This is a genomic window from Acinetobacter sp. IRS14 (genome assembly GCF_034650275.1).
GTDB lineage: Bacteria > Pseudomonadota > Gammaproteobacteria > Pseudomonadales > Moraxellaceae > Acinetobacter > Acinetobacter oleivorans.
On sequence record NZ_JAOVFN010000015.1, the window covers coordinates 15,577 to 41,335 of the forward strand.

General features: G+C 40.1%; 24 protein-coding genes and 1 riboswitch. Of the genes, 14 read left to right on the forward strand and 10 right to left on the reverse strand.

All coding sequences use genetic code 11. The features are described from left to right. The first annotated feature begins 2 nt into the window (after positions 1-2). Positions 3-272 (forward strand): oxidative damage protection protein, encoded by a 270-nt coding sequence (locus ODQ17_RS13195; protein ID WP_322904233.1) that lies wholly within the window; start codon positions 3-5, stop codon positions 270-272. A gap of 308 nt (positions 273-580) precedes the next feature. Here the strand turns inward: ODQ17_RS13195 and phoU are convergent, their stop codons facing one another. The 4 genes from phoU to ODQ17_RS13220 form a co-directional block, all read right to left on the reverse strand. Further along, positions 581-1,303, reverse strand: coding sequence for a phosphate signaling complex protein PhoU (phoU, locus tag ODQ17_RS13200; protein ID WP_013199117.1), 723 nt, complete (start codon positions 1,301-1,303; stop codon positions 581-583). 105 nt (positions 1,304-1,408) lie between these two features. Beyond that, the gene (locus ODQ17_RS13205; protein WP_322904234.1) at positions 1,409-2,740 is read right to left on the reverse strand and encodes a TolC family outer membrane protein; all 1,332 of its coding nucleotides are present in this window, start codon (positions 2,738-2,740) and stop codon (positions 1,409-1,411) included. Between the two features lie 96 nt (positions 2,741-2,836). After that, positions 2,837-3,742, reverse strand: coding sequence for a DMT family transporter (locus ODQ17_RS13215; RefSeq protein WP_322904237.1), 906 nt, complete (start codon positions 3,740-3,742; stop codon positions 2,837-2,839). After that, on the reverse strand, positions 3,735-4,316 hold the full coding sequence (locus ODQ17_RS13220) for a TetR/AcrR family transcriptional regulator (protein ID WP_322904239.1): 582 nt from the start codon (positions 4,314-4,316) through the stop codon (positions 3,735-3,737). The genes ODQ17_RS13215 and ODQ17_RS13220 overlap by 8 nt, the downstream gene beginning before the upstream one ends. 107 nt (positions 4,317-4,423) lie before the next feature. Between ODQ17_RS13220 and ODQ17_RS13225 the strand changes: the two genes are divergently transcribed. From ODQ17_RS13225 to gluQRS, 6 genes are all read left to right on the forward strand, one after another. After that, positions 4,424-5,509 (forward strand): hypothetical protein, encoded by a 1,086-nt coding sequence (locus ODQ17_RS13225; protein WP_322904240.1) that lies wholly within the window; start codon positions 4,424-4,426, stop codon positions 5,507-5,509. A gap of 34 nt (positions 5,510-5,543) precedes the next feature. Further along, positions 5,544-5,678, forward strand: a riboswitch (TPP riboswitch). 88 nt (positions 5,679-5,766) lie between these two features. Continuing rightward, positions 5,767-7,644, forward strand: coding sequence for a phosphomethylpyrimidine synthase ThiC (gene thiC, locus ODQ17_RS13230; protein WP_004795134.1), 1,878 nt, complete (start codon positions 5,767-5,769; stop codon positions 7,642-7,644). Positions 7,645-7,719: 75 nt separating this feature from the next. After that, positions 7,720-8,355: an NUDIX domain-containing protein gene (locus ODQ17_RS13235; RefSeq protein WP_322904241.1), complete on the forward strand. Its 636-nt coding sequence runs from the start codon at positions 7,720-7,722 to the stop codon at positions 8,353-8,355. Then, the gene (cpdA, locus tag ODQ17_RS13240; RefSeq protein ID WP_322904242.1) at positions 8,352-9,164 is read left to right on the forward strand and encodes a 3',5'-cyclic-AMP phosphodiesterase; all 813 of its coding nucleotides are present in this window, start codon (positions 8,352-8,354) and stop codon (positions 9,162-9,164) included. Before ODQ17_RS13235 ends, cpdA begins: the two co-directional genes overlap by 4 nt. A 211-nt stretch (positions 9,165-9,375) precedes the next feature. Continuing rightward, on the forward strand, positions 9,376-9,912 hold the full coding sequence (gene dksA, locus ODQ17_RS13245; protein WP_002121205.1) for an RNA polymerase-binding protein DksA: 537 nt from the start codon (positions 9,376-9,378) through the stop codon (positions 9,910-9,912). 1 nt (position 9,913) lies between these two features. Then, a complete protein-coding gene (gene gluQRS / locus ODQ17_RS13250; RefSeq protein WP_322904249.1) occupies positions 9,914-10,810 on the forward strand; it encodes a tRNA glutamyl-Q(34) synthetase GluQRS in 897 nt (298 codons plus the stop codon). Between the two features lie 49 nt (positions 10,811-10,859). Here the strand turns inward: gluQRS and ftsW are convergent, their stop codons facing one another. The 5 genes from ftsW to ODQ17_RS13275 form a co-directional block, all read right to left on the reverse strand. Continuing rightward, positions 10,860-12,056, reverse strand: coding sequence for a putative lipid II flippase FtsW (gene ftsW, locus ODQ17_RS13255; RefSeq protein WP_004795141.1), 1,197 nt, complete (start codon positions 12,054-12,056; stop codon positions 10,860-10,862). Between the two features lie 24 nt (positions 12,057-12,080). Next, the gene (gene murD / locus ODQ17_RS13260) at positions 12,081-13,427 is read right to left on the reverse strand and encodes a UDP-N-acetylmuramoyl-L-alanine--D-glutamate ligase (protein WP_322904251.1); all 1,347 of its coding nucleotides are present in this window, start codon (positions 13,425-13,427) and stop codon (positions 12,081-12,083) included. Positions 13,428-13,587: 160 nt separating this feature from the next. Further along, positions 13,588-13,839, reverse strand: coding sequence for a DUF6587 family protein (locus tag ODQ17_RS13265; protein ID WP_013199125.1), 252 nt, complete (start codon positions 13,837-13,839; stop codon positions 13,588-13,590). A gap of 20 nt (positions 13,840-13,859) precedes the next feature. Continuing rightward, positions 13,860-15,713: a ferrous iron transporter B gene (feoB, locus tag ODQ17_RS13270; protein ID WP_005301651.1), complete on the reverse strand. Its 1,854-nt coding sequence runs from the start codon at positions 15,711-15,713 to the stop codon at positions 13,860-13,862. Then, the gene (locus tag ODQ17_RS13275; RefSeq protein WP_013199126.1) at positions 15,710-15,973 is read right to left on the reverse strand and encodes a FeoA family protein; all 264 of its coding nucleotides are present in this window, start codon (positions 15,971-15,973) and stop codon (positions 15,710-15,712) included. The genes feoB and ODQ17_RS13275 overlap by 4 nt, the downstream gene beginning before the upstream one ends. Before the next feature lie 143 nt (positions 15,974-16,116). Here ODQ17_RS13275 and xerD point away from each other — a divergent pair, with 143 nt between their 5' ends. The 4 genes from xerD to thrC all read left to right on the forward strand — a co-directional run bounded on the left by xerD (position 16,117) and on the right by thrC (position 20,735). Further along, on the forward strand, positions 16,117-17,037 hold the full coding sequence (gene xerD, locus ODQ17_RS13280) for a site-specific tyrosine recombinase XerD (RefSeq protein WP_322904256.1): 921 nt from the start codon (positions 16,117-16,119) through the stop codon (positions 17,035-17,037). Between the two features lie 146 nt (positions 17,038-17,183). Further along, positions 17,184-17,996: a DsbC family protein gene (locus ODQ17_RS13285; protein WP_005301646.1), complete on the forward strand. Its 813-nt coding sequence runs from the start codon at positions 17,184-17,186 to the stop codon at positions 17,994-17,996. 243 nt (positions 17,997-18,239) lie between these two features. After that, entirely contained in the window at positions 18,240-19,541 is a 1,302-nt protein-coding gene (locus tag ODQ17_RS13290; RefSeq protein ID WP_004795155.1) for a homoserine dehydrogenase, read from the forward strand. Positions 19,542-19,595: 54 nt separating this feature from the next. Continuing rightward, positions 19,596-20,735, forward strand: a complete 1,140-nt coding sequence (thrC, locus tag ODQ17_RS13295; protein WP_004795157.1) for a threonine synthase — start codon at positions 19,596-19,598, stop codon at positions 20,733-20,735. Positions 20,736-20,841: 106 nt separating this feature from the next. On the opposite strand, the gene pbpG is transcribed toward thrC, so the two are convergent. Further along, the gene (gene pbpG / locus ODQ17_RS13300) at positions 20,842-21,888 is read right to left on the reverse strand and encodes a D-alanyl-D-alanine endopeptidase PBP7/8 (protein ID WP_128825344.1); all 1,047 of its coding nucleotides are present in this window, start codon (positions 21,886-21,888) and stop codon (positions 20,842-20,844) included. Between the two features lie 212 nt (positions 21,889-22,100). Between pbpG and gacA the strand changes: the two genes are divergently transcribed. The 3 genes from gacA to ODQ17_RS13315 are packed head-to-tail and all read left to right on the forward strand — an operon-like array spanning position 22,101 to position 25,758. Continuing rightward, the gene (gene gacA, locus ODQ17_RS13305) at positions 22,101-22,736 is read left to right on the forward strand and encodes a response regulator transcription factor GacA (RefSeq protein ID WP_003654436.1); all 636 of its coding nucleotides are present in this window, start codon (positions 22,101-22,103) and stop codon (positions 22,734-22,736) included. Between the two features lie 10 nt (positions 22,737-22,746). Then, positions 22,747-24,315, forward strand: a complete 1,569-nt coding sequence (locus ODQ17_RS13310) for a sensor histidine kinase (protein WP_322904273.1) — start codon at positions 22,747-22,749, stop codon at positions 24,313-24,315. A gap of 24 nt (positions 24,316-24,339) precedes the next feature. Further along, positions 24,340-25,758, forward strand: coding sequence for a sigma-54-dependent transcriptional regulator (locus tag ODQ17_RS13315; protein WP_224970289.1), 1,419 nt, complete (start codon positions 24,340-24,342; stop codon positions 25,756-25,758). Position 25,759 lies beyond the last annotated feature (1 nt).

The following is a 25,759-nucleotide window of genomic DNA, read 5'->3' on the forward strand; positions in this document are numbered from 1 at the left end:
CCATGAGTCGACAAGTTTTTTGCCGCAAATATCAAAAGGAAATGGAAGGTTTAGACTTCGCTCCTTTCCCAGGTGCTAAAGGCCAAGATTTTTTTGAAAATGTTTCTAAGCAAGCATGGCAAGAATGGTTAAAACACCAAACTACGCTGATTAATGAAAAACGCTTAAACGTGTTTGAATCAGATGCGAAGAAGTTCCTTGAAGAACAACGTGAGAAGTTCTTTAACAATGATGAAAGCGTAGAAAAAGCTGAAGGCTGGAAACCAGAATAATCGGTTTGTTTTAGCTTCTTCATCATTAAAAAGGCGGGTCCTATACACATAGACCCGCCTTTTTTTACGTGAAACTTACACAAGCATAAAAAGCCTTACATAGAGCGAACAGGACTCTACATGACATCAAAAAGTAAAGAACTTAATATCAATTCATAGCAAGAAGAACACGATCCCTGTCGTGTTTATGCACTTGATTTTCTGTCCTGAACTTCCCCCCAAAGTTCGGGACATTTTTTTATCTATTATTTTTAAGCAAATAAAAAGGCCTTGTTTCAAACAAGGCCTTTCAATATTTCAGCTCAAGATTACTTTTCGTGAACTTTAGCTTCAATTTCTTCAATTTTGGTATGACGAGCATCAAAGCCTTTTGCCATATAAATGACTTGCTCAGCAATGTTACGTGCATGGTCACCAATACGCTCTAAAGAACGTAGAACCCACATGACGTTAATTACACGAGCAATATGGCGTGGATCTTCAATCATATAGGTCATTAATGTGCGCGTTGCTGACTGATATTCACGGTCGATGTCAGCATCGGCTAAAAGTACACGTAAAGCTTGATCTGCATCTAAACGTGCAAAAGCATCAAGTGCATCATGAATCATGACACGAACTTGGTTACCAATATGACGTGTTTCCATGTAGCCACGAGGCGAACCACCCTCTTCACAAAGGTTCTGTGCAATACGGGCAATTTTTGCAGCTTCGTCACCAATACGCTCAAGGTCAGTATTGGCTTTACTCATGGCAATAACCATACGCAAGTCAATCGCTGCTGGATGACGACGCGCCAAAATTAACGTCAAGCCTTCATCAATATCACGTTCATATTGATTGACTGCATTATCTTTAAATTGAACATCAATCGCTAAATTTGCGTCTGTATCAAGCAAAGAATGAATTGCATTTGCGACCTGTTGTTCGACCAAGCCACCCATGGTCATAAACTTTGTGTTTACATCTTGCAAATCTTCATTAAATTGAGAAGAAATATGATGGGTTAACACCGGATTACTTGGACTCAAGGGAAGCCTCCAACATGATGGCGCAGGAATAAAATGATTGAGCATTAAAACACAGCAATCATTAAGTTTTTATGACAAAATTAAATTTCAGATAAAAGCATTTTATTACTGATAAGTTAACCAGCTATTAAGCTCAACCAGATCTTTTTCACCGAGCTGACCTACCGCAGCTTTTAAACGAAGCACATTCAATAAATAGTCATATTGAGCATTAAGATAATCCTGTTTTGCAGAAAAAGCATTACGCTGGGCCAATAAAACATCAACCATACTTTTTAAGCCTTCGTTATAGCTCGCTTTCGAGGCTTGAGAAACTAAAGAAGATGAATCCATTGCAGCTTTTCTTGCTTCGAGTTTGGCTTGGTCCGTATCAACCTGCATAAATGCACTTTTCACATCAACATTGGCACGGCGGATGGCCGCATCAAGTTGAGCTTGGGCTTTACTGGCTTCTACAGTCGCCTTTTTAATTGATGTTCGAGTGCGCCCGCCATTAAATAAATTCCAGTTCATTTCTACCCCAACCTGATCAAATTTTCCGTCAGTGGAAATAAGAGTCTCTGGGGTCTGTTTGGTATAACCATAGCTCGCCACAGCATCTATCTGAGGATAAAGCGCGGCTTTTTCCACACGGCGCTGATCTTCACTATATTGTTGCTGTAAACGGGCTTGCTGGATCTTTAGATTTTTTTGCTGGGCCAAAGAAATCCAATCATTAAGTTCTGCTGGATAAGGCTTTTGAAAACTAAAATCACTTCGTAATACAGCAAGTTTATCTTGATAAGAACCAATATATTCAGACAGCTGTTCTTGGGCTAAAAGTAATTGAACATTGGTTGAAATACGATTGGCTCTGGCATTTTGGTATTGAGCATTTGCTTCACTCACATCACTACGTGCCACCAAACCTTCTTTGAGTTTGGCATTCATCATATTCAGCTGCTCAAGCAAAGCTTTTTCTTCTTGTAGGTATGCAACACTCAGTGCCTGCTGACGCAGTACATTAAAATAGGCTTCTGCTACATTTAAAACATGATCTTGTTTTTGCAGTCTTAAGGTAATTTCACTTAAGGCAACCGAAGTTTTAACTTGCTTATAACCTTCCCAAGCATCCATTCGAAATAATGGCTGACGTGCTGTTAAGGTCGCTTGCCGAGTCGTTGAGGTATTACTTACCAAAGCATCAGAAAGACCTTCTTGATCAACACCCGGAAAGTTTGAACGCTTTACAGTTTGTCGATTACGAGTAATGTTTCCAGACAGTGTAACTGTGGGTAATAACGCTCCTGTTGCCAAGCCTAAATTAAGTTGATCTGCTTCAAATTGTTGTTGATTGGCTTGCCATGTCGGATCATTTTGTTTTGCGCGCTCATAAGTCTCAATCAAATCTAGAGCAAAACTCGAAGATGCAAAACTCCAAAGGCCAACAGCGACCATTAATTTTATTTTCATTGTTCAAATCAACGATAAAACTTGCCTTTAAGACTAAGAAAAATTCGAATCAAACTCAAGCCATTAAAAGTTTTAGTTTTTTTAAGCGTTCTCAGTTTTTGACAATATTAAAATACAAATAAAAATCAAAAGCATGCCTACCCAACCCAACCATGAAACATGCTCACCCACCAACACAATGGCAAAAATCGCAGCAACTAAAGGTTCAAATAAAGTTAAGGTGGTCGCTTTGCTGGCATTTACTGTTTTTAGTCCAAAACCAAAAAGTAAATAACCCAAAAACATAGGAATTAGCATCATATAACCAGCCACAAGTAAATTGGTTGAGCTTTGTAATAACCCACCACCTGTAACCAACAAAGTAGGAAGCAAAATAACTGCCCCACCGCCCATAATCATGCCCATTGCAGCTTTAGAGGCAATACCCCGATCTATTAATCTTTTTGCAGCCCATGAATAAAGTGAATAAGTTGTAGCTGCGACAAGCCCAAGAAAAATACCGAAGTATTTATTCCATTGATTTGTACCATCTAGGACCGCATGACTTTCACCCATCGACAACATCGTTACGCCAAGCACACCGCAAATAAAACTTAGAAACCAGATGGCAGACAAAGCTTTGCGATCAAAGAATCGCTCTAAAATTGCTGCGATTAGTGGAGCCGAACCAATTGAAACCACGGTGCCAATCGTAATGCCTGCATAATGCATTGAGGAATAAAAAGCCAAAGGATAAATACCAACCGCCGCTACACCTAAAAGCAGTATTAAAAGATTTTCTCTTATAAATTGTCGGTTTTCACGTATCGCTCGTGATGCAACCAAAGCTTGTAAAAGACCACCTCCGCCCATCGCTACGGCACCAATAGCGAGTGGGCCAAGTGTTGGTGCAAATGCGGCCGCAGTACCTGTTGTTCCCCACAAAACAGAGGCAACTAAAATCGCGATTGTGCCTCCATAACTACTATTTTTAATGAGGCTAATCATGTGGACATTCTCTATTTAAAATGTCTTCTGCCATTTGTTTTGCTAACAGGAGTTGACGACTGTTGCCTTCTAAGCCTGCTCGTGCCATAGAACCTTCTAAAAGAAAAGAAAGCTGCGTAGCCACATAACTAATCCGCTGTGACTCTGGGATTAATTTTTTTAAATGCTCAGCAACAATACCTTCCACTTCTTCTTTATGTTGTCTTACCGAACTTCGCCCTGAACTATTTGCGGGAAATTCTGCGGCAGCATTCAATAACCCACAACCTCGAAAGCCTTTTTCATAGGCAAATTCCGCATGGTCTTGATAGGCATCAAATACGGCCAAGATGGCTTCTTTAGCTGTTTTTATTTTTTCTAAACGCTTTTGGTAGAGATCAAGCCACTCTTGATGGCGCGCAGCAATGTAGGCATCGACAAGCTCACCTTTTGAAGAAAAATTATTATAAAGCGACATCTTAGCAACATCTGCTTTAGCCGTAACCGAGTTAATTCCAGTTGCAGTAATACCATCGTTATAAAACAAAGTTGAAGCGGCATCGAGAATTTTCTGTCTTGCTGTTTTATCATTCATAGCTTTAATTTAAGTAGACCGACCTACCTAATAATAAAGATTTCTAACAATGATGCAATCTTTTTCCGAGTTATAATTTGAGCAATATTCACTTTGATAAAAATACAATGATGAAAAAAGTTCTAATGATGAGTATGTGCAGCGCACTACTTTTAGCTGGATGTAATAAAACATCAGAGCAAAATCAAACTGTATCTAAAGAGCAAAAATCAACTGAGCAAAAGGCCACTCAAAAACAAGACAGTAGCTGCTTACAAATTATGGTAGCTATGCACACGATTAATCAAAACAGCAAAATAGAAGACTTAAATCAAATTAATGAAAAGCTTAAAACCTGTGTTCCGTCTTTAAAAAATGATGAACAGCTTAAGCTGATTGATGCATCAACAGCCATGTATCAACGTTTTATTAAACAAGACTACACTGAAAAAACAGGTAGAGCGTTTGAAGCTTTTGGCTATGCTGTTTTAGAACATAAACAACAAGACCTTAAAAAGGTCATCCAAACTCAGAAAAAGCTCTTCGACCAACTGAGTCCACGTGATCAATATTTACTTCAACATGAAGGTCAAGCCTATATTGAACTACTCTATCAAGGCGAAGGCATGTTTACCTATCGACGTCAGCCAAACTATTTAGTTGATGTTTTTTCTAAAGCCTTACCTGCTGACCAAAAAGAGTTTTTAACTCGTATGGCGAAAGACAATCAAAATATTTTCTATAACGATGGTGCGTTGGCTATTTCATGGAAAGAGCTGACTGAACGTGTATTATTTTGGGAAAAATTTATTCAAAAGTATCCAAAAAGCCATTTTATTAGTGATGCAAAACTACTCTTTAACGAATATCGCTATTTTATTTTCTTTGGTCTCGATAATACACCTGTGTCAGATGAATATGCACCGAACACATGGTTTGATAAAGATGCGCTTCAACAGATTCAGTTTCTATCTACACAAAGCCAATCGAGTTTAGCGAAACCTGCTCAACTATTTCTTAAGTTTATTGCCACGCCTGTAGAGGAGCGTAATAAGCAATTTAGAATAGATTTAACTGATAAGAGTGGCGATAAAAAATCAAATTATCAGATGACTCATGAACAACTCGAGCAGCTATTAAAATTAGACTCCCCATGGAACACTGAAGTTTATCGTGACTGCCATATAGATGCGGTTTGTATAGATACAAATTGACAATGCCACCCAACCTAAAACATGTTAGTCTGTAAATCGCTTGACGGAGCGCGAGTAATAACTCGCTGAGATTGTGTAAATTTCGTGTTATCGCAACACAAGTTTGAACATGAGTACCGTTGAACCTGATCAGGTTAAGACCTGCGTAGGAATCAAGCCATCTGAAAACTTAAGCCTTAAATTTATCTAGCAAAGATAAATCCGCCATCGTTTTTGGTCGTGCTTGATTCGTTGATGTTATTCATAAGGATCATGTAATGAACCAGTTAACGAATCTCTCTTCTGCTGAAATTTCAGCACAACATGAACAAGATGCAAAAGATTTAACCCGCATCTTACCCGCTTCTAAAAAAGTTTATATTGAAGGTTCTCGTCCTGATATTCAGGTTCCGATGCGAGAAATTTCTTTAACAGATACTCCAACTGGTCTGGGCGGTGAACATAATCCCCCTGTTATGGTCTATGACACTTCAGGTGTTTATACAGATCCAAATGTTCAAATTGATTTAGACAAAGGTTTACCTTCAGTTCGCCAAAACTGGATTGAAGAACGTAACGATACTGACGTACTTTCTGGTTTAACTTCAACTTTTGGTCAAGAACGTTTAAAAGACATTCGCACCGCTGACATTCGTTTTGCTCATATTCAAAACCCACGCCGTGCTAAAGCTGGCAAAAATGTCACTCAAATGCACTATGCCAAGCAAGGTATTATCACACCTGAAATGGAATATATTGCAATTCGTGAGAATCAGCGCCAGCGTGAAGGTGTTGATATGCGTCAACATGCTGGACAAAATTTTGGTGCAAAAAACTTAAAAGAAATTACACCTGAATTTGTTCGTCAAGAAGTTGCTGAAGGTCGTGCGATCATTCCTGCCAATATTAACCATCCAGAACTTGAGCCAATGATTATTGGCCGTAATTTCTTGGTTAAAATTAATGCCAACATTGGTAACTCAGCGCTTGGTTCTTCAATTGACGAAGAAGTTGCCAAAATGACGTGGGCAACGCGTTGGGGTGCCGACACCATTATGGATTTGTCGACAGGTAAAAACATTCATGAAACACGTGAATGGATTATTCGTAATTCACCTGTTCCAATCGGTACCGTACCTATTTATCAAGCGCTTGAAAAAGTTGATGGTGTTGCAGAAGACCTAACATGGGAAATCTTCAAAGACACACTGATTGAACAAGCTGAACAAGGCGTTGACTACTTCACGATTCACGCAGGTGTATTGCTTCGTTACGTTCCACTTACAGCAAACCGTTTAACAGGTATTGTGTCTCGTGGTGGTTCAATCATGGCGCAGTGGTGTCTAGCGCATCATGAAGAAAACTTCTTATACACTCATTTCGATGAAATCTGTGAAATCATGAAAGCTTATGACGTTTCATTTAGCTTAGGTGATGGCTTACGTCCGGGTTGTATTCAAGATGCAAATGACGAAGCACAGTTCAGCGAACTTAAAACCCTAGGTGAACTTACTCATCGTGCATGGGAACATGATGTTCAAGTCATGATTGAAGGCCCTGGTCATGTACCAATGCACATGATCAAAGAAAATATGGATCTCCAACTAGAAGTATGTAAAGAAGCACCATTCTATACACTTGGGCCTTTAACGACTGATATCGCTCCGGGTTATGACCACATTACTTCTGCAATTGGTGCAGCCATGATTGGTTGGTACGGCACAGCGATGCTTTGCTATGTGACACCAAAAGAGCATTTGGGTTTACCAAACAAAAAAGATGTTAAAGACGGAATTATTACCTACAAGCTTGCGGCACATGCTGCTGACCTTGCGAAAGGACATCCGGGCGCTCAAGTTCGCGATAATGCCTTGTCAAAAGCTCGTTTTGAATTCCGTTGGGATGATCAGTTCAACTTAAGTTTAGACCCTGACACAGCGCGTAGCATGCATGATGAAACCTTACCAAAAGAGGCTCATAAATCTGCTCACTTCTGTTCAATGTGTGGACCAAAATTCTGTTCGATGAAAATCACCCAGAATGTTCGTGACTATGCCAACAACCTCACTAATAGCAATTCAGAGGTTGAAGAAGGCCTCAAAGCGATGAAAGAGGTTTATCAAGAGCAAGGTCAAAAACTGTATCACAAAGTGTAAATATTCAAAAAAAACACTTGCCTAGCCATGATTCTCGGTTAGGATGAAATAAATAGATTTCGTCCTGATCGAATCATGAGTATTGTTGAACGTCCAAGTTATACATCTAAAGATGTCGAAGTAACATCACGTGAATCTCTATTCCGTGGTTTTATTCAAGTTGAAAAAGTCAGCCTTCGACATCGTCTATTTAATCAAACTAAATATACTCATGTATTACAACGTGAACTGATTCATCGGCCTGAAGCGGCTGGCGTTCTACTCTACAATGATCAAAGACAACAGTTTGCGCTGATTGAACAATTTCGTGTAGGTGCAATTAATGACCCCGATTCGCCGTGGCAATTGGAAGTAATTGCTGGTGTATTGGATGGAGATGAAACGCCGGAGAGCTGTATTCGCCGTGAAACACTTGAAGAGTCAGGATGCACAGTTAATCATTTACATCATCTATTTAGCTTTTATCCATCTGCTGGGGCGTGTTCAGAACTATTTCACTTATATGCTGCTGAAACAAACTTACCATCTAAAGGCGGGGTTTTTGGCATGCCTGATGAAGGTGAAAATATTCTTTTACACCTGTTTGACTACAGCGAAATATCAACATTATTGAGTCAAGGACGTTTGAGAAATGCCCCTGTCATTATGGCGTTACAATGGCTATCTCAACACATCACAACGATAATAAAATCCGACGAGGTAGGACGGTGACTTTTCAAGTCTCAACACTTTCACAAAAAGACCATGTCATTATACAAATTACCGATACCCACTTATTGGAGTATCCACACTTAGAATTTGTGGGGATGAATCCTGAAGAAAGTTTTCATGCCATTATTCAACAGATCCTGAAAAAACATCCTGAAACTGATGCCATTATCCACACTGGAGATTTGGCTCAAGCACCAACGCCTATTACCTACAAACGTTATATTCAATATATGCAAACGTTAGGTCTGCCATTTTTCCAGACACTGGGCAATCATGATAACGTTGATCATTTTCCATTACATAAAGAAAATCATCAGGAACCTGTGGTCATTTGTTTAGGAAACTGGCGCGTTATTTTATTAAATAGTGCAGTAAAAGGTCAGATTAATGGACACCTGTCGCCAGAACAACTACAAAATTTAGCGGCACTACTCGAAGAATTTTCAGATAACCCTGTTTTATTGGCTTGTCATCATCATCCTTTTGCAATGAAATCTAAATGGATTGATCATCACAAGTTACAAAACTCTAATGCTTTGCTTACCACATTAGCTCCATTTAAAAATGTAAAAGCTTTAATCTGCGGGCACGTTCACCAAGACTCACTAAACACTTGGCAAGGGATCGAATTTTTCTCGACGCCCTCAACAAGCGTTCAGTTTAAACCGTTTAGTAATGAGTTTGCCCTAGACCAAAATGCTCCCGGCTACCGTTACATTCGTCTAAAAAACGATGGTAGTTTTGAAACAGAAGTCTTCCGTCTTGAAAATTTTCAGGGCCTTATAAATACCAATATTTCAGGCTATTAGCTCTATTTTATATATGCTTATATGCAATTATGACTAGGGTAAACACGTTTTGAAAATATTTACGGGACGGAATGACTATCATCTTGCAGGAAAAATCTATATGATGACGACCCGATGGGAAAATCCCATCGATGGTTTTCTATAAAAACACTTGCATATCACCATATTTTTTGCGTATAGATAATACGTGTATGATGAGGAATGCCCTATTATGGCGAATGACAACCACAACCAAGTTTTGGATGAACATACAGAAGTTGTAGTGGAAGGTGACAAAGCTTCTGCAAAACGTGCACGTAAAGTGAAACCTAAAACTTCTGACATAGGCACAACTGCAAGTTTATTTGGTATTGCACCTTATCAACCTAAGAAAAATGAAGAGTACATGTCTGAAGGACAGCTCGAGCATTTCCGACAAATTCTGCAAGCATGGAAAGCTGAATTAATGTCTGAAGTTGATCGTACGTTGAATACGATGCAAGACGAATCAACTGCATTGCCAGATGTAAATGACCGTGCCACCCAAGAAGAAGAGTTTGCAATTGAATTGCGTACACGTGACCGTGAACGTAAGTTAATTCGTAAAATCGAACAATCTATGGAAGCAATTAAAAACGAAGACTACGGTTTCTGTGAAACATGTGGTATCGAAATCGGTTTACGTCGTTTAGAAGCACGTCCAACTGCAACGTTATGTATTGACTGCAAAACTTTGGCAGAAATTAAAGAGAAGCAAAATAACGGTTAATATGACCGCTGTAGCTACTCAAGAAAAGCCTAGCTTTTCATACTCAGGTCGGTTTGCGCCCTCGCCAACCGGCCCTTTGCATTTTGGATCACTCATTACCGCTGTCGCCAGTTATTGTGATGCTAAAGCTCACCAAGGCAAATGGCTGGTTCGTGTCGAAGACACAGATATCCCTCGTATTTATCCGGGCAGTGAAGAGCATATCCTCACCTCACTGGAAGCCTTCCAGTTCGAACCCGATGCAGAAATCATCTTTCAAAAAAACCGTTTAGACATTTATGAAAGTGTACTAAATCAACTTAAAAAAGAGGGTCTAATCTATGCTTGTCAATGTACACGCAAAATGCTGGGTTCAAATGCAATCTATGCGGGCACATGCCGCAATCTTAATCTTGATTTTCAAGACCAAGCAATTCGCGTAAAAGTTAAAGATCAACAAATCTGTTTTGATGACCGACTACAAGGACTTCATTGTTCTAACCTGCAACATGACCTTGGAGACTTTGTTCTTAAACGCCGTGATGGGATTATTAACTATCAACTTGCTGTCGTCGTGGATGATTATCTGCAAGGCATCACCCATGTCGTTCGAGGCTCAGACCTATTAGATAACACCGAACGTCAGATCTGGCTTAGCGAGCTCTTAGGATACCCTAAACTGAGCTACATGCACCTCCCTCTCGCCATGAATGATCAAGGGCAAAAGCTTTCTAAACAAAACCTTGCTCAAGCACTCGATTTAACTAAAGCTCCTCAATTACTACAACAAGCCATACAAGCACTAGGCCAACCAAGCGTTGATTTAGACCGCCCCGAAGTGATGCTAAAGCAGGCAGTAGCACAGTGGAATGTTGATTTAATTCCACATGGGCAAGAGCTCAGCGGAACATATCTATAAATAAAAAAACCCGATATCAAATCGGGTTTTCTCTCGCCTAAATACTTAACTAGAAGTTTGATTCTTCCCTTTCTGGGTTCACTTCTTGGGTTGAAGCATCGATCTTTAAGATCAAGCTAATCATCGCAGCACACATCATTAAAGATGTACCACCATAACTAATAAATGGCAGAGTCAAACCTTTAGTCGGCATCAAACCCATATTCATGCCCGCATTTACCAAAATCTGGAGCAAGAAAATAATACTGATACCGTAAGCTAAATAGCCTGCGCGAAGATAATGATGTTTCAATGCACGATGACCAATTTTGATACAGCATGCCAACATCAAGAAAGACAAACCAATGACAATAGAAATACCAAAGAAACCAAACTCTTCACCTAACACCGCCAACATAAAGTCAGTATGCGCTTCAGGTAAATAAGATAGCTTTTGGACACTGTGCCCTAAACCTGTACCAAACCACTCACCACGGCCAAAGGCCATTAATGCATTTGATAACTGATACCCCACCCCTAATGGATCTGCCCATGGGTCAGTAAATGAAATCAAACGCTGGAAACGATATGGTTCAAACAAAATCAAAAATACGATACCGGTTACAATCGCACCTAACATAATTAAGAACTGTGTTGGCGGTGCACCAGCTAAAAAGAATACCCCGACCATCATCAATACAATTACGATCGTAGCGCCCAAGTCAGGCTCAGCAATAATCAAACCAACCGTAATTGCCATAACCCCACTTAAACGTAATAAGCCTTTCCAATGAGTACGAACCTCTTTGGCACGGCGTACAACGTAGTCTGCGGTAAAGATTGCCATCATGACTTTGGCAACCTCGGTTGGCTGTAAAGTAAAGCCACCGATCTTAATCCAACGTGTAGAACCGTTCACTTCTGAACCTACCACCAAAGCAGCAAGTAGCAGAACCATGGTCAACAGCCACAGCGGAAAAGTATTTTTAAACCACGTATTGAGTGATATCCGATAGGTCAAATATGCCACCACAGCCGCAGCGACAATCGAAATACCATGACGAATCACATAGTGAAACGGGTTTTCATGCATATATTCAGCATAGGGCATCGAAGCAGACGCCACCATCACTGAACCGATACACAACAATGCAACGACACAGAAAATCAGGACATTACGTGGCGTCACTTCCGCTGGCCATTTAGGCAATATCCGTTCATACCAATGATTGATTTTCTGGATTGTGGTCTGAGCTAAGCCTGCCATACTACATTCCTAATCATGTTTTCTTTAAACCAACGAATTGACGCAGGCAACAAACTGCTGACCACGGTCATTATAACTTTTAAACATATCAAAACTTGCACAGGCTGGTGATAACAACACCACATCTTCAGCTTGTGTTTCACGTTGACACAGCTCTACAGCTTCTTTAAGCGTTGCTGCATGCAAAATTTTGGTTGCGCCTTGAATAGCCTGTTCAATAACTGGAGCATCTTCACCAATCAATACCACAACTTTGGCATATTTTTCGATAGAAGAACGTAATGGAGCAAAATCTTGACCTTTACCTTGCCCACCTAGAATCAAGGCAACCTTACCTTTTTTAACCTCAATTGCAGCACCTAAACCGTCAATTGCAGCAAGTGTAGCACCAACATTAGTCCCTTTAGAGTCATTATAATAACGTACATCATGTACAGTTCTCACATACTCACAGCGGTGCTCTAATCCTTTAAACTGTTTTAACGTTTCAAGCATAGATTCCATAGGCAAACCAATTGCTTCACCTAATGCCAAACAAGCTAAAGCATTGGCTACGTTGTGCATGCCTTGAATATATAAATCTGAGCTTTTAATTAAACGCTGCAAACCACGTGCAAGCCAAAGCTCGCCATCACCCTCTCTTAAAACACCGTACTGGTTTAAGTCTGGTGCATTTAGACCAAAGCTTTGCATTGGGGTTGTATCTGGAACAAGAGGGCGACTTAAAGCATCATCACGGTTAAATATAACTTTTTTAACGCCTTGGAAAATACGGTGTTTTGCTTGGTGATAACCCCACATATCGCCATGACGATCTAGGTGATCTTCACTCATGTTAAGAACCACAGCAACCTCAGCATTTAAATGTGATGTGGTTTCCAACTGAAAACTTGATAGCTCAAGTACAAGCAACTCTGGTTGGTCTTTTAGCAAGTCTAGAGCTGGGCGTCCTAGGTTTCCACCCACAGCAACTTTTTTACCCGCATCTTTAGCCATTAAACCAATTAGAGTCGTTACGGTACTTTTGGCATTAGAACCCGTAATAGCCACAATAGGCACTTCAGTCGCACGGCGTAATAGTTGAATGTCGCCTACTACTGAAATCCCTTGAGCAATAGCTGCCTGAATTTCTGGTAATTGCGGTGCAAGGCCTGGGCTTAAAATAATTTCTTCTGCTTGTAATAATAATTCTTGGTCAAGTTGACCAAAACTGGTTTTAACACCAGCTGGAATCTGGTCATGGCCAGGAGGGGTTGGACGAGAGTCCGTTACTGCAACTTGGTAGCCTTGTTCATGCAGGAAATTAACAGCAGATACACCTGATATTCCTAAGCCTGCGACAACTTTTAATCCACCACGTTGTATTAACATTTTTGCCCCACAATTTATCAATCGACAGAATGGCAAAAATGTTAGCACTTTGCTGTTTTGAATGCTTTTTCAGTTTGAACTTTATTCATCTTTTTTTGTGTCAGTGCGTAAAAAAGCCATCAATATGATGGCTTTTTAAACGAAACAGGAAATACTAAATTTATTGCCATTTAATTGGCTTAATTTCTTGAACTGTATTGGTAGGTTTATCTTCGCTTGAACAACCACAGCCACCAGCACAACCAAAAGTCATTTTTGGTTTAAGCCATTTTGCCAAAGTTGTCCAACCCTGCTTTTCACAAAATACAGAGAGTGAAGAAAAGACTGAATTTGCTGTTTTTGGAAATACTTTCTTAAAAACAACAACCGCACTCCAACTCACTACAACCGCAATAATCAGATATTGAATCATATACAACCTCCTTTCTTGCCTTAACCCCAATAGTGGGAAGCAATTTGATAGGTAACAAACGATGCCAAATAAGCCAAACCGAACAGATATGCAGTCATGGCAGCAACATGTTTCCATGAACCTGTTTCACGTCGTACTGTTGCCAACGTAGCCAAACAATGTGGGGCATAAATGAACCACACTAAAAGCGACAATCCTGTTGCCAAAGACCAACCTGTGCCATCTGCACTAATCAGATGTGACAAACCTTGTGCTACAGCATCGTCACTCGTTGCAGACAAGGCATAAACCGTACCTAATGCTGCAACCACAACTTCACGCGCAGCCATAGCTGGAATTAAAGCAATACAGATTTGCCAGTTAAAACCAATTGGAGCAAATAAAGGTTGAATAAGGTGTCCGAGCATGCCGGCAAAACTATAATCTATAGCAGGTAATGTCGCCCCTTCTGGTGGTTGTGGGAAAGTACACAAAAACCAGAGCAAAATAGAGAGCGCAAAAATGATTCCGCCGACGCGTTTTAAGAAGATCTTTGCACGGTCCAGTAAACCAATTCCCACACTTTTTAAATCAGGGAAACGATAACTCGGCAGCTCTAGCAATAAGGCATGTTGAGACTTATCTTTTTGGAAGAATTTCATTAAAAATGAAACACAAAGCGCACTCACAATACCAGCCATATAGAGACCGAATAGCACCAGACCTTGTAGGTTGAAAATACCCCAGACCATTTTCTCTGGAATAAATGCAGCAATCAGCAGAGCATATACAGGTAAACGTGCCGAACAAGTCATTAATGGCGCAACCATAATGGTCGTAAAGCGATCACGAGGGTCACTAATACTACGCGTTGCCATGATTCCCGGTACTGCACAAGCAAAGCTTGAAAGTAAAGGAATAAAGGCTCGTCCGCTTAAACCAGCTTGAAACATTAATTTATCAAGCAAAAATGCTGCACGCGGTAAATAGCCCGATTCTTCTAATACTAAAATGAAGAAGAACAAGATCAGAATTTGTGGCAAGAATACCACTACGCCACCAGCACCCGCGATAATTCCATCAACGACCAAACTATGTAGTAGGGGCTGTGTAATCACGCTTCCGATTACTTCACCCAACCAGCCGAAGAAACCTTCAATGCCATCCATGAATGGAGCTGCCCACGCAAAAACTGCTTGGAACACAATAAACATCATGAGCGCAAGGCTAAGCAGGCCTAAAACTGGATGCAAGAAAATTCGATCTAGAAAATCAGTACGCTTATCACCCTGCTCAACATAATGAACAACATCTTTAAAAATCATATCGATTTTTTGATGATGAGTCCCAGTTAAACCACTCAGTTCGGTTTGTGGCACACTGTATTTTTCTTGATCAAGGGCATGTAATAAATTTTCAATACCCGCATTACGAACAGCAACTGTTTCAACAACAGGTACACCCAAACGTTGAGATAACTTTTGAGTATTAATTTGGATGCCACGACGACGCGCTTCATCCATCATATTCAGTACAAGTAAAATCGGGCGGCCTAGCCCGATCATTTCGAGCACCAGTCCTAAATGCAATTTTAAGTTAGTGGCATCAACCACACACAAAAACGCATCTTGCTGCCCTTCTTCTGCAATCTTACCCAAACAAACGTCACGGGTAATAACTTCATCAGGACTAGTTGCATTTAGACTATATGTACCCGGTAAATCGAGTACACGCACTGCTCGACCTGACGGTAACTGAAAATGACCTACTTTACGCTCAACAGTTACGCCCGCATAGTTTGCAACTTTTTGTCGAGTTCCAGTTAAATGGTTGAAAAGAGAGGTTTTACCACAGTTCGGGTTTCCCACAAGGGCAATACGTAACGCATCACTCATGCGGGTACTCCTTCTTCTACTAAAATTTCAATTTTTTCCGCTTCTGCTTTACGTAAAGCGAAACGAGTAAAGCCAATTTGGATCAAGATCGGATCACCACCAAAAATACCCTTGGTAATCACTTCCACTCGTGTGCCTGGTACAAAGCCCAGACTTTCCAAACGAATTGCGACCAAATCTTGCTGCTCGGACTCTACTTCTATCCGATTCACTTTGGTGATGGTCGCCGCTTGCTTCACTTTTAAAGCTGATAAACGCACCGCATCCGATCCTAAACCTTTTTTTCTAGTATACATATAAATGAGAATAATTACCAAATAAGGTTAAATTTCACTTCTTATTCAGTTTAATCGACAAACCTTAAAGTTTCTTTTAAAGTACAGAGGTTTAGAGGATCTAGTGTATGTTGAATAAAAAACCGCGTATTCCAAGCCCAGTTCAAATTCCTGAACATTTAAGCTTTTTACAAGGTTTTCGAGACTATTTAGTTGCACAGACAGTAAGTCCTCATACACGAAATGCTTATTTATCCGACCTCATTCAATGCAGTGAACTTCATCAAAAAACAGCTCTTCCACAGTGGACAAGTGATGATATTGCTGATGTTTTAATTGAGTTGACCAAAGTCGGGAAAAGCCCCCGCTCGATTGCTCGCTGCTTATCTGCTCTACGCCAGTTTTACAAATTTTTACGTGAACAGAAATTACGAAGCGATAATCCTGTAGCAACCCACCATTCTCCAAAAATTGGACGAGCCTTACCCAAAGATCTATCTGAAGAAGATGTTGAAGCACTGATTCAAGCACCCGATATCAATACAGCACTTGGCTTACGTGACCGAGCAATGTTTGAAGTACTTTATGCGTGTGGTTTACGTGTTTCAGAACTACTTAACTTGCGATTAGAGCTCATTAATTTAAAGCAAGGCTATTTACGTGTTACAGGTAAAGGCAATAAAGAACGTTTAGTTCCGTTAGGACAATTCGCCTGTGAATGGGTAGAACGCTATTTGCATAATGCTCGGCCTCAACTCTACAAAAGCTCGACTGACTATCTTTTTTTGACCCAACATGGCGGAATTATGAGTCGGCAGAACTTTTGGTATGCCATTAAACGCTATGCGCTTCAAGCCAATATTCAAGCTGAACTCTCACCTCACACCTTACGTCACGCCTTTGCGACACACTTGCTTAATCACGGCGCTGACTTACGCGTAGTACAAATGTTACTGGGTCATAGCGATTTATCTACAACACAAATCTATACACATGTTGCACAAGTACGAATGCAACAATTACATGAAAAACATCACCCTAGAGGATGATAAAGCTGTGAAGCTCAAAGTAAATATTTCATATCAATCGTTTGATTTCGTTCACAAAGGTTAAGAAAGTTTTAACAATACACATTAGATTTTTTGTTATGCTTAGCAGCTTCTGACTATAAATACTGATGAAATAAGGGTTATCTATGTCTTTTACCCGCTCTCAAATTTTTCTTGCCTGCGCTCTGGCATCTAGCCTTTTGTTCAGTGCTTGTTCTAAAGAAAACAAACCACAAAAAGAAGATGCGCTCACAGCGACTGCACCTGCTACTGGGGAAGCTTCAACCATTATCGAACGTAATGATAAGCAGCGTTTGATCGAAACTTTGCAGAAACAATTTAAGAATGCAAATATCAACGCCAAAATTTTAGATATCAAGCCGACAGAAGTTCCTAATTTGTATTGGGTAAATCTCGAAGGAATGACATCGATTTATACCACCAGTGATGGAAAATATTTAATTCAGGGTGATGTAATCCGATTAGGAGGCAAAGAGCTTCATAATATTGGAGATAATCTTCAAGCTTCAGAAAACAAAAAGCATCTTGCTGCTTTAAAAAATGAAGATCTCATCGTCTACCCTGCAAAAGGTAAGGCTAAACATGTGATTTATGTGTTTACCGATGCAAGTTGTCCTTATTGCCATAAATTACATGAGCACATTCCCGAAATTAATGAAAAGGGTATTGAAGTACGCTATATCGCTTGGCCACGTGGTGAGCAATTTATGCCGACCATGGAAGCTGTATGGTGTAGTGCAGATCGTAAAGCTGCCTTTAGCCAAGCAGTACAAGGCGTCAATATTCCGCCCGCTCAATGTAAAAACCCTGTTCGAGAGCAGTATCAACTTGGCTTAAACATGGGTGTAAATGGTACACCTGCTATTTATAGTGTTGATGGCGAGTACTTAGGTGGATATCTAACACCAGATGAATTAATTAAACGTCTGGATAAATAATCTACTTAAAGTTGATGAATGATTAATCATCTATCTCTTACAAAAAGCGCTGCTCTCATTGCAGCGCTTTGTTTTTTCAATAAATAATGCTTTAACTATCTGTGTTTAAAGACTGATCTACTCTTCTTTTCCAAACATCGCACTCTAATTCATTGAACAGGCACTAAAAGCGCTAGAGTCTGGCGTTTTTTTTAGCTATGATCTAGCTTCAACTAAATGATTAAATGATGAATGGAGTGTGACGTGAAACCAGTTCGCCTGGCAATACTCGGTCTAGGAACCGTAGGTGGAGGAGCCCTTAAACTACTACAAGAAAATGCCGCTGAAATTAAACGTCGCACCGGTCGAGAAATTCAAATTACCCACGTTGGAACACGCCGTCCTCGTCCAGATCTAGAATTGGAAGGGATTAAACAAAGCGCAGATTTACTTGATATCGTTCGTCAACCAGACGTTGATGTGGTTGTAGAAGTAATGGGTGGTATCCATCCTGCTTACGAAATTATCATGGAAGCAATCAAACACGGCAAACAAGTCGTGACTGCAAATAAAGCGTTACTCGCTGAACATGGCAATGAACTATTTAAAGCAGCTGAAGATAATGCTGTACAAATTGCTTATGAAGCAGCAGTTGCTGGCGGTATTCCAATTATTAAAGTCATCCGCGAAGGTCTTGCTGCAAACCATATTGAATGGTTGGCAGGCATCATTAATGGTACAGGCAACTTTATTCTGACTGAAATGCGTGAAAAAGGTCGTGCATTTGATGATGTATTAAAAGAAGCTCAAGAACTTGGTTATGCAGAAGCAGATCCAACTTTTGATGTTGAAGGTATTGATGCTGCGCACAAGCTTACAATTTTAGCGTCTTGTGCGTTTGGTATTCCTCTTCAGTTTGATAAGGTCTATACCGAAGGTATCAGTAAAATCACTGCACAAGATGTGAAATATGCAGAAGAACTTGGTTTCCGCATTAAACACCTAGGAATTGCACGCCGTGCTGAAAAGGGTATTGAACTACGTGTTCACCCAACGCTCATTCCAGATGAACAGCTTATTGCGAATGTAAACGGCGTTAAAAATGCTGTTTTAGTTCAAGCGCATGCTGTAGGCCCAACGCTCTATTACGGTGCTGGTGCTGGTGCTGGTCCAACAGCTTCTGCTGTTGTTGCTGATGTAATTGATATTGTTCGTGACATCTCTTATACCGAAGACGGTGCAGGAACAATTCCTCAGTTGGCTTTTGAAGCATTAACAAATGTGCCAATTTTAAGTCGTGAAGAAATGACTACCGGTTATTACATCCGCTTAAATGCAGAAGATCAAACTGGCGTACTTGCAGATGTTACTACCATCTTAAGTCGCGCTGGAATTAGTATTGATGCCATCATGCAACAATCCCGTTTAAAAGACCTTATTCCAATCGTGATTCTGACCGATCCAATCGTTGAATCTAAAATGGATGAGGCTCTTGCACAAATCCAAGCATTACCTGCAATTCGTGGCGAAATCGTAAGAATTCGTTTAGAATCGCTCGATAGTTAATCAGGTTGAGGGAAAGATTCCCTCTCCCGCTTCACCTCTAATTGGAACACCATCATGTCTAATGCCAATCGTTATACTGGTCTTGTAGATCGTTATCGTGACCGTTTGCCAGTTTCGGCAACTACTCGTGCTATCTCTTTGGGTGAAGGCAACACCCCACTCATTAAACTTGAGAATATTCCACGTATTATTGGCAAAGATGTTGAAATTTATGTGAAATATGAGGGCTTAAACCCAACTGGTTCATTTAAAGACCGTGGTATGACCATGGCTGTAACCAAAGCGGTTGAAGAAGGCTCTAAAGCGATTATCTGTGCATCTACTGGTAACACTTCTGCTGCTGCTGCTGCCTATGCTGCACGCGCAGGTATCAAAGCATTTGTTTTGATTCCTGAAGGCAAAATTGCAATGGGTAAAATGGCACAAGCGATGATGTATGGTGCGATCACTATGCAAATTCGTGGTAACTTCGATGATGGTATGCGTCTTGTAAAAGAAGTTGCTGATCAAGCACCTGTAACGATTGTAAACTCAATCAACCCTTACCGTTTGCAGGGTCAAAAAACTATTGCTTATGAAATCGTTGAAGCTTTAGGCCGCGCACCTGATTATCACTGCTTACCTGTTGGTAACGCAGGTAACATCACTGCTCACTGGATGGGTTATACCGAAGCTGTAGCAAACCAACCTGCTGATCAGTTTGAACAAGTGATTTATGATGCAGCTACTGATCAATTCACTGGTCCAAAACCTGAAGGTTTACCAACAATGGTTGGTTACCAAGCTTCTGGCGCAGCTCCATTCTTACGTGGTGCTCCAGTTGAAAGCCCTGAAACAGTTGCAACTGCAATTCGTATTGGTAATCCACAAAGCTGGAACCATGCAAAAGCTGTAGTACGTGACTCTAAAGGCTGGTTCGATGAACTTCAAGACAGCGAAATTTTAGAAGCTCAACGCTTACTTTCTATGTATGAAGGCGTATTTGTTGAACCAGCATCTGCTGCTTCTATTGGCGGTGCGATTCGTGACATTAAAGCAGGTAAAATTGCTGAAGGTTCTGTCATTGTATGTACAGTAACTGGTAATGGCTTGAAAGATCCTGACACTGCAATCAAACAATGTGCTGATGCAGTGATGTTGTCAATTGATGCGACAATGAGCCAAGTAAAAGATTCGATTTTATCTAATATGTAAAATCTGAGTTTTCAAAAAACGGCTGTTCAACACAGCCGTTTTTTTATGTCTTTTTTATAGCCGTAAAAAAACGCTTCTTGATAGAAGCGTTTTTAGAATATTTAAATTAAATACGTTTTGGTAAATTACTTAACCAACCTAATAGGTTAGTTGCATCGTTATTACGTGCCTGCGTACTTGGCTCACCAAGTAATACAATCACTGCTGGACGCGAGTTTACAGTCGTATGCATGACAACACAGCGACCTGCTTCATTGATATAACCTGTTTTAGATAAGTTAATATTCCAACCACCATTACGCACTAGAGCATTGGTATTGTTAGATTTCAAAACACGATAACCCAAGTTAAAGTCATAAGTTGGTGTAGTTGAGAATTGACGAATCAAACCATATTGAGAAGCTGTACTCGCTAAAATTCCTAAGTCACGCGCAGAAGATACATTGCGTGGATCTAAACCAGTTGACTCATAATAATGCGTTGCATTCATACCTAAAGCACGTGCTTTAGCATTCATCGCCGCTACGAATGCAGGACGACCGCCCGGATAAGTACGCGCCAAAGCTGCCGCTGCGGGATTTTCAGACTTCATCAAAGCAAACAACAATACTTCTGCACGGTTCATTTTGTCGCCAACACGGAGTGTTGAACTTGAATTTTTACCGTTTGCCCCAGCAAAATCAATTTGCTCAAGCATAATTTCTTCTGACATGTTTAAACGAGCATCTGCTGTTACCACTGCTGTCATTAACTTGGTAATAGAGGCAATTGGCACAGAAGCATTGGTATTTTTACTAAACAGCACTTCACCCGTTTGCGCATCCATCACTAAAGCAGCTCGAGCACTTACACTCGGCTGAGCATTGTAACCACTCGTATCACGAATTGGAGCGAGCTTAGGAGCAGATGCTATAACTTTCGGTGCACTACCACCACGCAATGTCGTGGTTACAGACGTTGAACCTTGTGGAGTTGGCTCATCATCTTCCTCATTCAAAAATTGGCTAGCATCAGCTGAAGACCAATTTAAGCTTGCAGTACCACTACTCCCTGAGGACGGGTTATTGACGAGTTCTGCAAAGCTTGTTGAACTCAAACTAAGCAAAATAGACATGCTTAGCACATGTATTAAAGACTTTTTAGAATTTTTCACGGCACAATACTCGACTCAGGGTGATACACATTTGCGCTTACTATAATTATGCCTTACATTTGAGGTATAAGGTATAACGCTTTTACCGACACAATTGTGCACAACTATTCGCTCACTATATAAGAATAGGATTGCTAATTTTGTCATTCCATTGCAAGCTAATTTTGCTTTATGTAACAAAAAACTTGTTTTTTGAAAGAAAGGAGGTCTTCTTGATTACAGTTTTAGTTGTGGATGACCATGAACTTGTACGTACAGGCATTTGCCGTATGTTAGAAGATCATGCCGATGTAGAGGTCATTGGACAAGCCGAATCGGGTGAAGAAGCAATTGCTATTGTTCGTCAGAAACATCCTCAAGTTGTGTTGCTTGATGTCAACATGCCAGGTATCGGGGGCGTAGAAACGACACGTCGTTTACTACAAACCGCACCAGACACAAAAGTTATTGCTGTAAGTGGTTTATCAGAAGAACCGTACCCTTCTCTTCTGCTTAAAGCAGGAGCTAAAGGCTATATCACTAAAGGTGCTCCAATTACAGAAATGGTTCGGGCAATCAACAAAGTCATGCAAGGCGGCAAATACTTCAGTGCCGATATTGCTGAGCAGTTGGCGAGTTCCTATCTATCTGATACGCAACAATCGCCTTTTGACGCTTTATCTGAACGAGAAATGCAAGTTGCAATGATGGTTGTAAATTGTATTAGCGCTCAGGAAATTGCGGACAAACTTTTTGTAAGTGTAAAAACGGTTAATACTTACCGCTACCGTATTTTTGAAAAACTCGCTATCGATAGCGACGTTAAACTCACTCACCTTGCGATCCGTTATGGTTTGATCAAGCCATAATCCAACTTATATGCAATTTCCTTTAAACTCATCGTTGTCCCATACGATTTTTCGTTTGGGCACGTGGTATGGTTTATATCGTCTTATTATTGCGGTTAGCCTCAATATTATTTTGGTTTTAACCGATGCTCAAATCGACAATAGTCTACAACAACCCGCTTTATATTCTTATACCCTGCTCGGCTATTCCATATTAAGCCTTCTTCAGCTTTTATGTTTTAAGTTTGTTGCAACTCAGGCAACAAAGCAGCTTATCTTATTTTTTGTAGTTGATGTTATCTGCCTGAGTTTACTTACATTTTCTGTAGGTGAACCAAATCTACAACTCAGCTTGTTGTATGTTATTGCTATATTTACCTCGGCAATTTTACTCAGCGCAAGAATGTCTTTACTCATTACATTACTTGCGGTCATTGCCGTTATTTACCAACGTTTTGTTGGTAGTTTATTTGACTACAATAATCTAAATACGATTGGTAATAGTGCCTTATTAGCCTTCTTATTTTTTGTGGTGCATGGCATTGGGCAAATCGCGGTACAGCGCTTTAAACTACTTGAAGCACTGACTTTCCATCAATCAATAGAACTCTATCAACTACAAAATATTAACCGCTATATTTTGGAACAAATTGAAGAAGGTTATCTGGTTCTAGATGAAAACTACGACATTGTTTTAAGCAATCCAGCTGCCTGTTCTCTATTAGGGATTCCTCCTCAATTTGCCAGTGAAAAATATCCTTTAGCGAAATGGCACCCCGATTTATTTGAAATTCTTAAGTTTGATAACCTACAAGAAGGCGACCGATTTATTTTTGAGTCGCGACTATCGACTTATTCTATTAACATTAAAGTGCAACATCTTTTAGTGCCACAACAAGCATTGACGCTACTCACCTTACAAGATGCACAGCAGATTAATCAGCAAGCTCAACAACTCAAACTTGCTGCCCTAGGGCAACTTTCAGCCAGCATTGCACATGAAATCCGTAATCCCCTAGCAGCCATTGTTCAGGCAAATGAATTACTTAAAGATAGTGATTTAGAACAGCAAAATACTTTACGTCGTATGATTGGCAAGCAAACAAAGCGCATCGATAGTATTGTTCAAGACACATTAGGACTGGCCAGCAGCGAAAGAACTTACCCAATCCAGATTGAATTAAACAACTTCATAAAGACGTTATTAGACGAAGATCTTTTAGATGTTAAACATTCTATACAGCTTAAAATTTCCGATTCATCCTTAAAATTATTATTTGACGAGAAACAACTTAGGCAGGTGCTCATTAACCTTGTCAGAAATGCTTTGCGACATAATGCACCCGATTCATCCCATGTTCTGATCAACATTCACTCACAAACAAATAAAATTTATATTGATGTGATCGATTACGGCGAAGGGGTTTCAAAACGTGATATATCTCAATTATTTAAACCATTTTTTAGTACCGAAATTAATGGAACTGGTTTAGGATTATATTTGTCTCATAGTTTTTGTGAGGCAAACCATGCAAAGCTCACTTATGTAGAGCAAAAACAAGGGGCATGCTTCCGAATGGAATGCCCAATAATATATTGATTTTTTTATTAGGTTTTTGGGGAAATGGCAGAACAGCAACCACTGGTTTTGCTTGTAGACGATGAAGAAGATTTGTGCCTTTTAATGCAAATGACTCTTGCACGAATGGGGATTAAAACACATCTTGCTTATCGGGTTGAACAGGCCAAACAACTCTTTACTCAGTTTCATTACGATGCATGTTTAACCGATTTAAACCTACCCGATGGTAGCGGTTTAGAATTGGTTAAACACGTTTCTCAAACTTACCCACACACACCAATTGCAGTTTTAACTGCATACGGCAATATGGATATTGCAATTGCAGCGTTAAAAGCAGGAGCTTTTGACTTTGTAAGTAAACCTATTAACCAAATTCATTTAGATCAGTTATTAAAAAAAGCGCTAAATCAGCCAAAACCAGAGCATGAGTTTGGTGAAACAACTTTGGAAAATGACCTATTAATTGGTCGTTCTCCGCCAATACAAAACTTACGAACAGCTATTAAAAAAATAGCCCGCTCTCAAGCTCCTGTGTTTGTTACAGGCGAGTCTGGTACAGGTAAAGAGGTTGTTGCTAATCTGATTCACCGCTTGAGTAATCGCAGCGAAGGCCCTTTTATTGCGATTAACTGTGGAGCCATCCCAACCGAGCTCATGGAAAGTGAACTTTTTGGACATAAAAAAGGAAGTTTCACTGGAGCGACTCAAGATAAACAAGGTCTTATTTTATCGGCACACGGCGGTAGTTTATTTTTAGATGAAATTGCCGAATTGCCATTAAGTATGCAAGTTAAATTGCTTCGGGCCGTGCAAGAGAAAAAAATTCGTCCAGTAGGTTCAGATCAGGAAATTGATGTTGATTTTCGAGTAATCAGTGCCAGCCACCAAGATTTAGATTTGTTAGTCCGACAAGGTAAATTCCGTCAGGACTTATTTTTCCGTATTCATGTGATGGATATCATGTTACCGCCACTGCGTGAGCGCGGTGGCGATATTTTGTTATTAGCCAATCATTTTATTCAAAAAGTTTGTATGGAATGGGAAATTCCAAGCAAACAATTAACTACAACTGGTGAAACTTATTTATTGCAGCAAGATTTCCCGGGTAATGTTCGTGAATTAAGAAATATGATTGAACGAGCTATTACCTTAAGTGATGATGAATTTATTGATTTAACACACCTCGCACCTCTTCTCAGAGGCAGTAGTGTTAACTCTCAAATCACCACTCAACCAGTGAATGACACGTCAACTGCGATTGCCCAAACTCGACCAAAACTACCAATGGAAGGTTTAGAACGCTACTTAGAAAATATTGAAAAAGATCTTCTATTGAACGCATTGGATATGACACATTGGAACCGAACATTAGCAGCTAAAAAGCTAGGAATGACTTTTCGTTCTTTACGCTATCGACTGAAAAAGTTTGGCTTAGATACAGAATTGGGAGAAGAAGTATAAA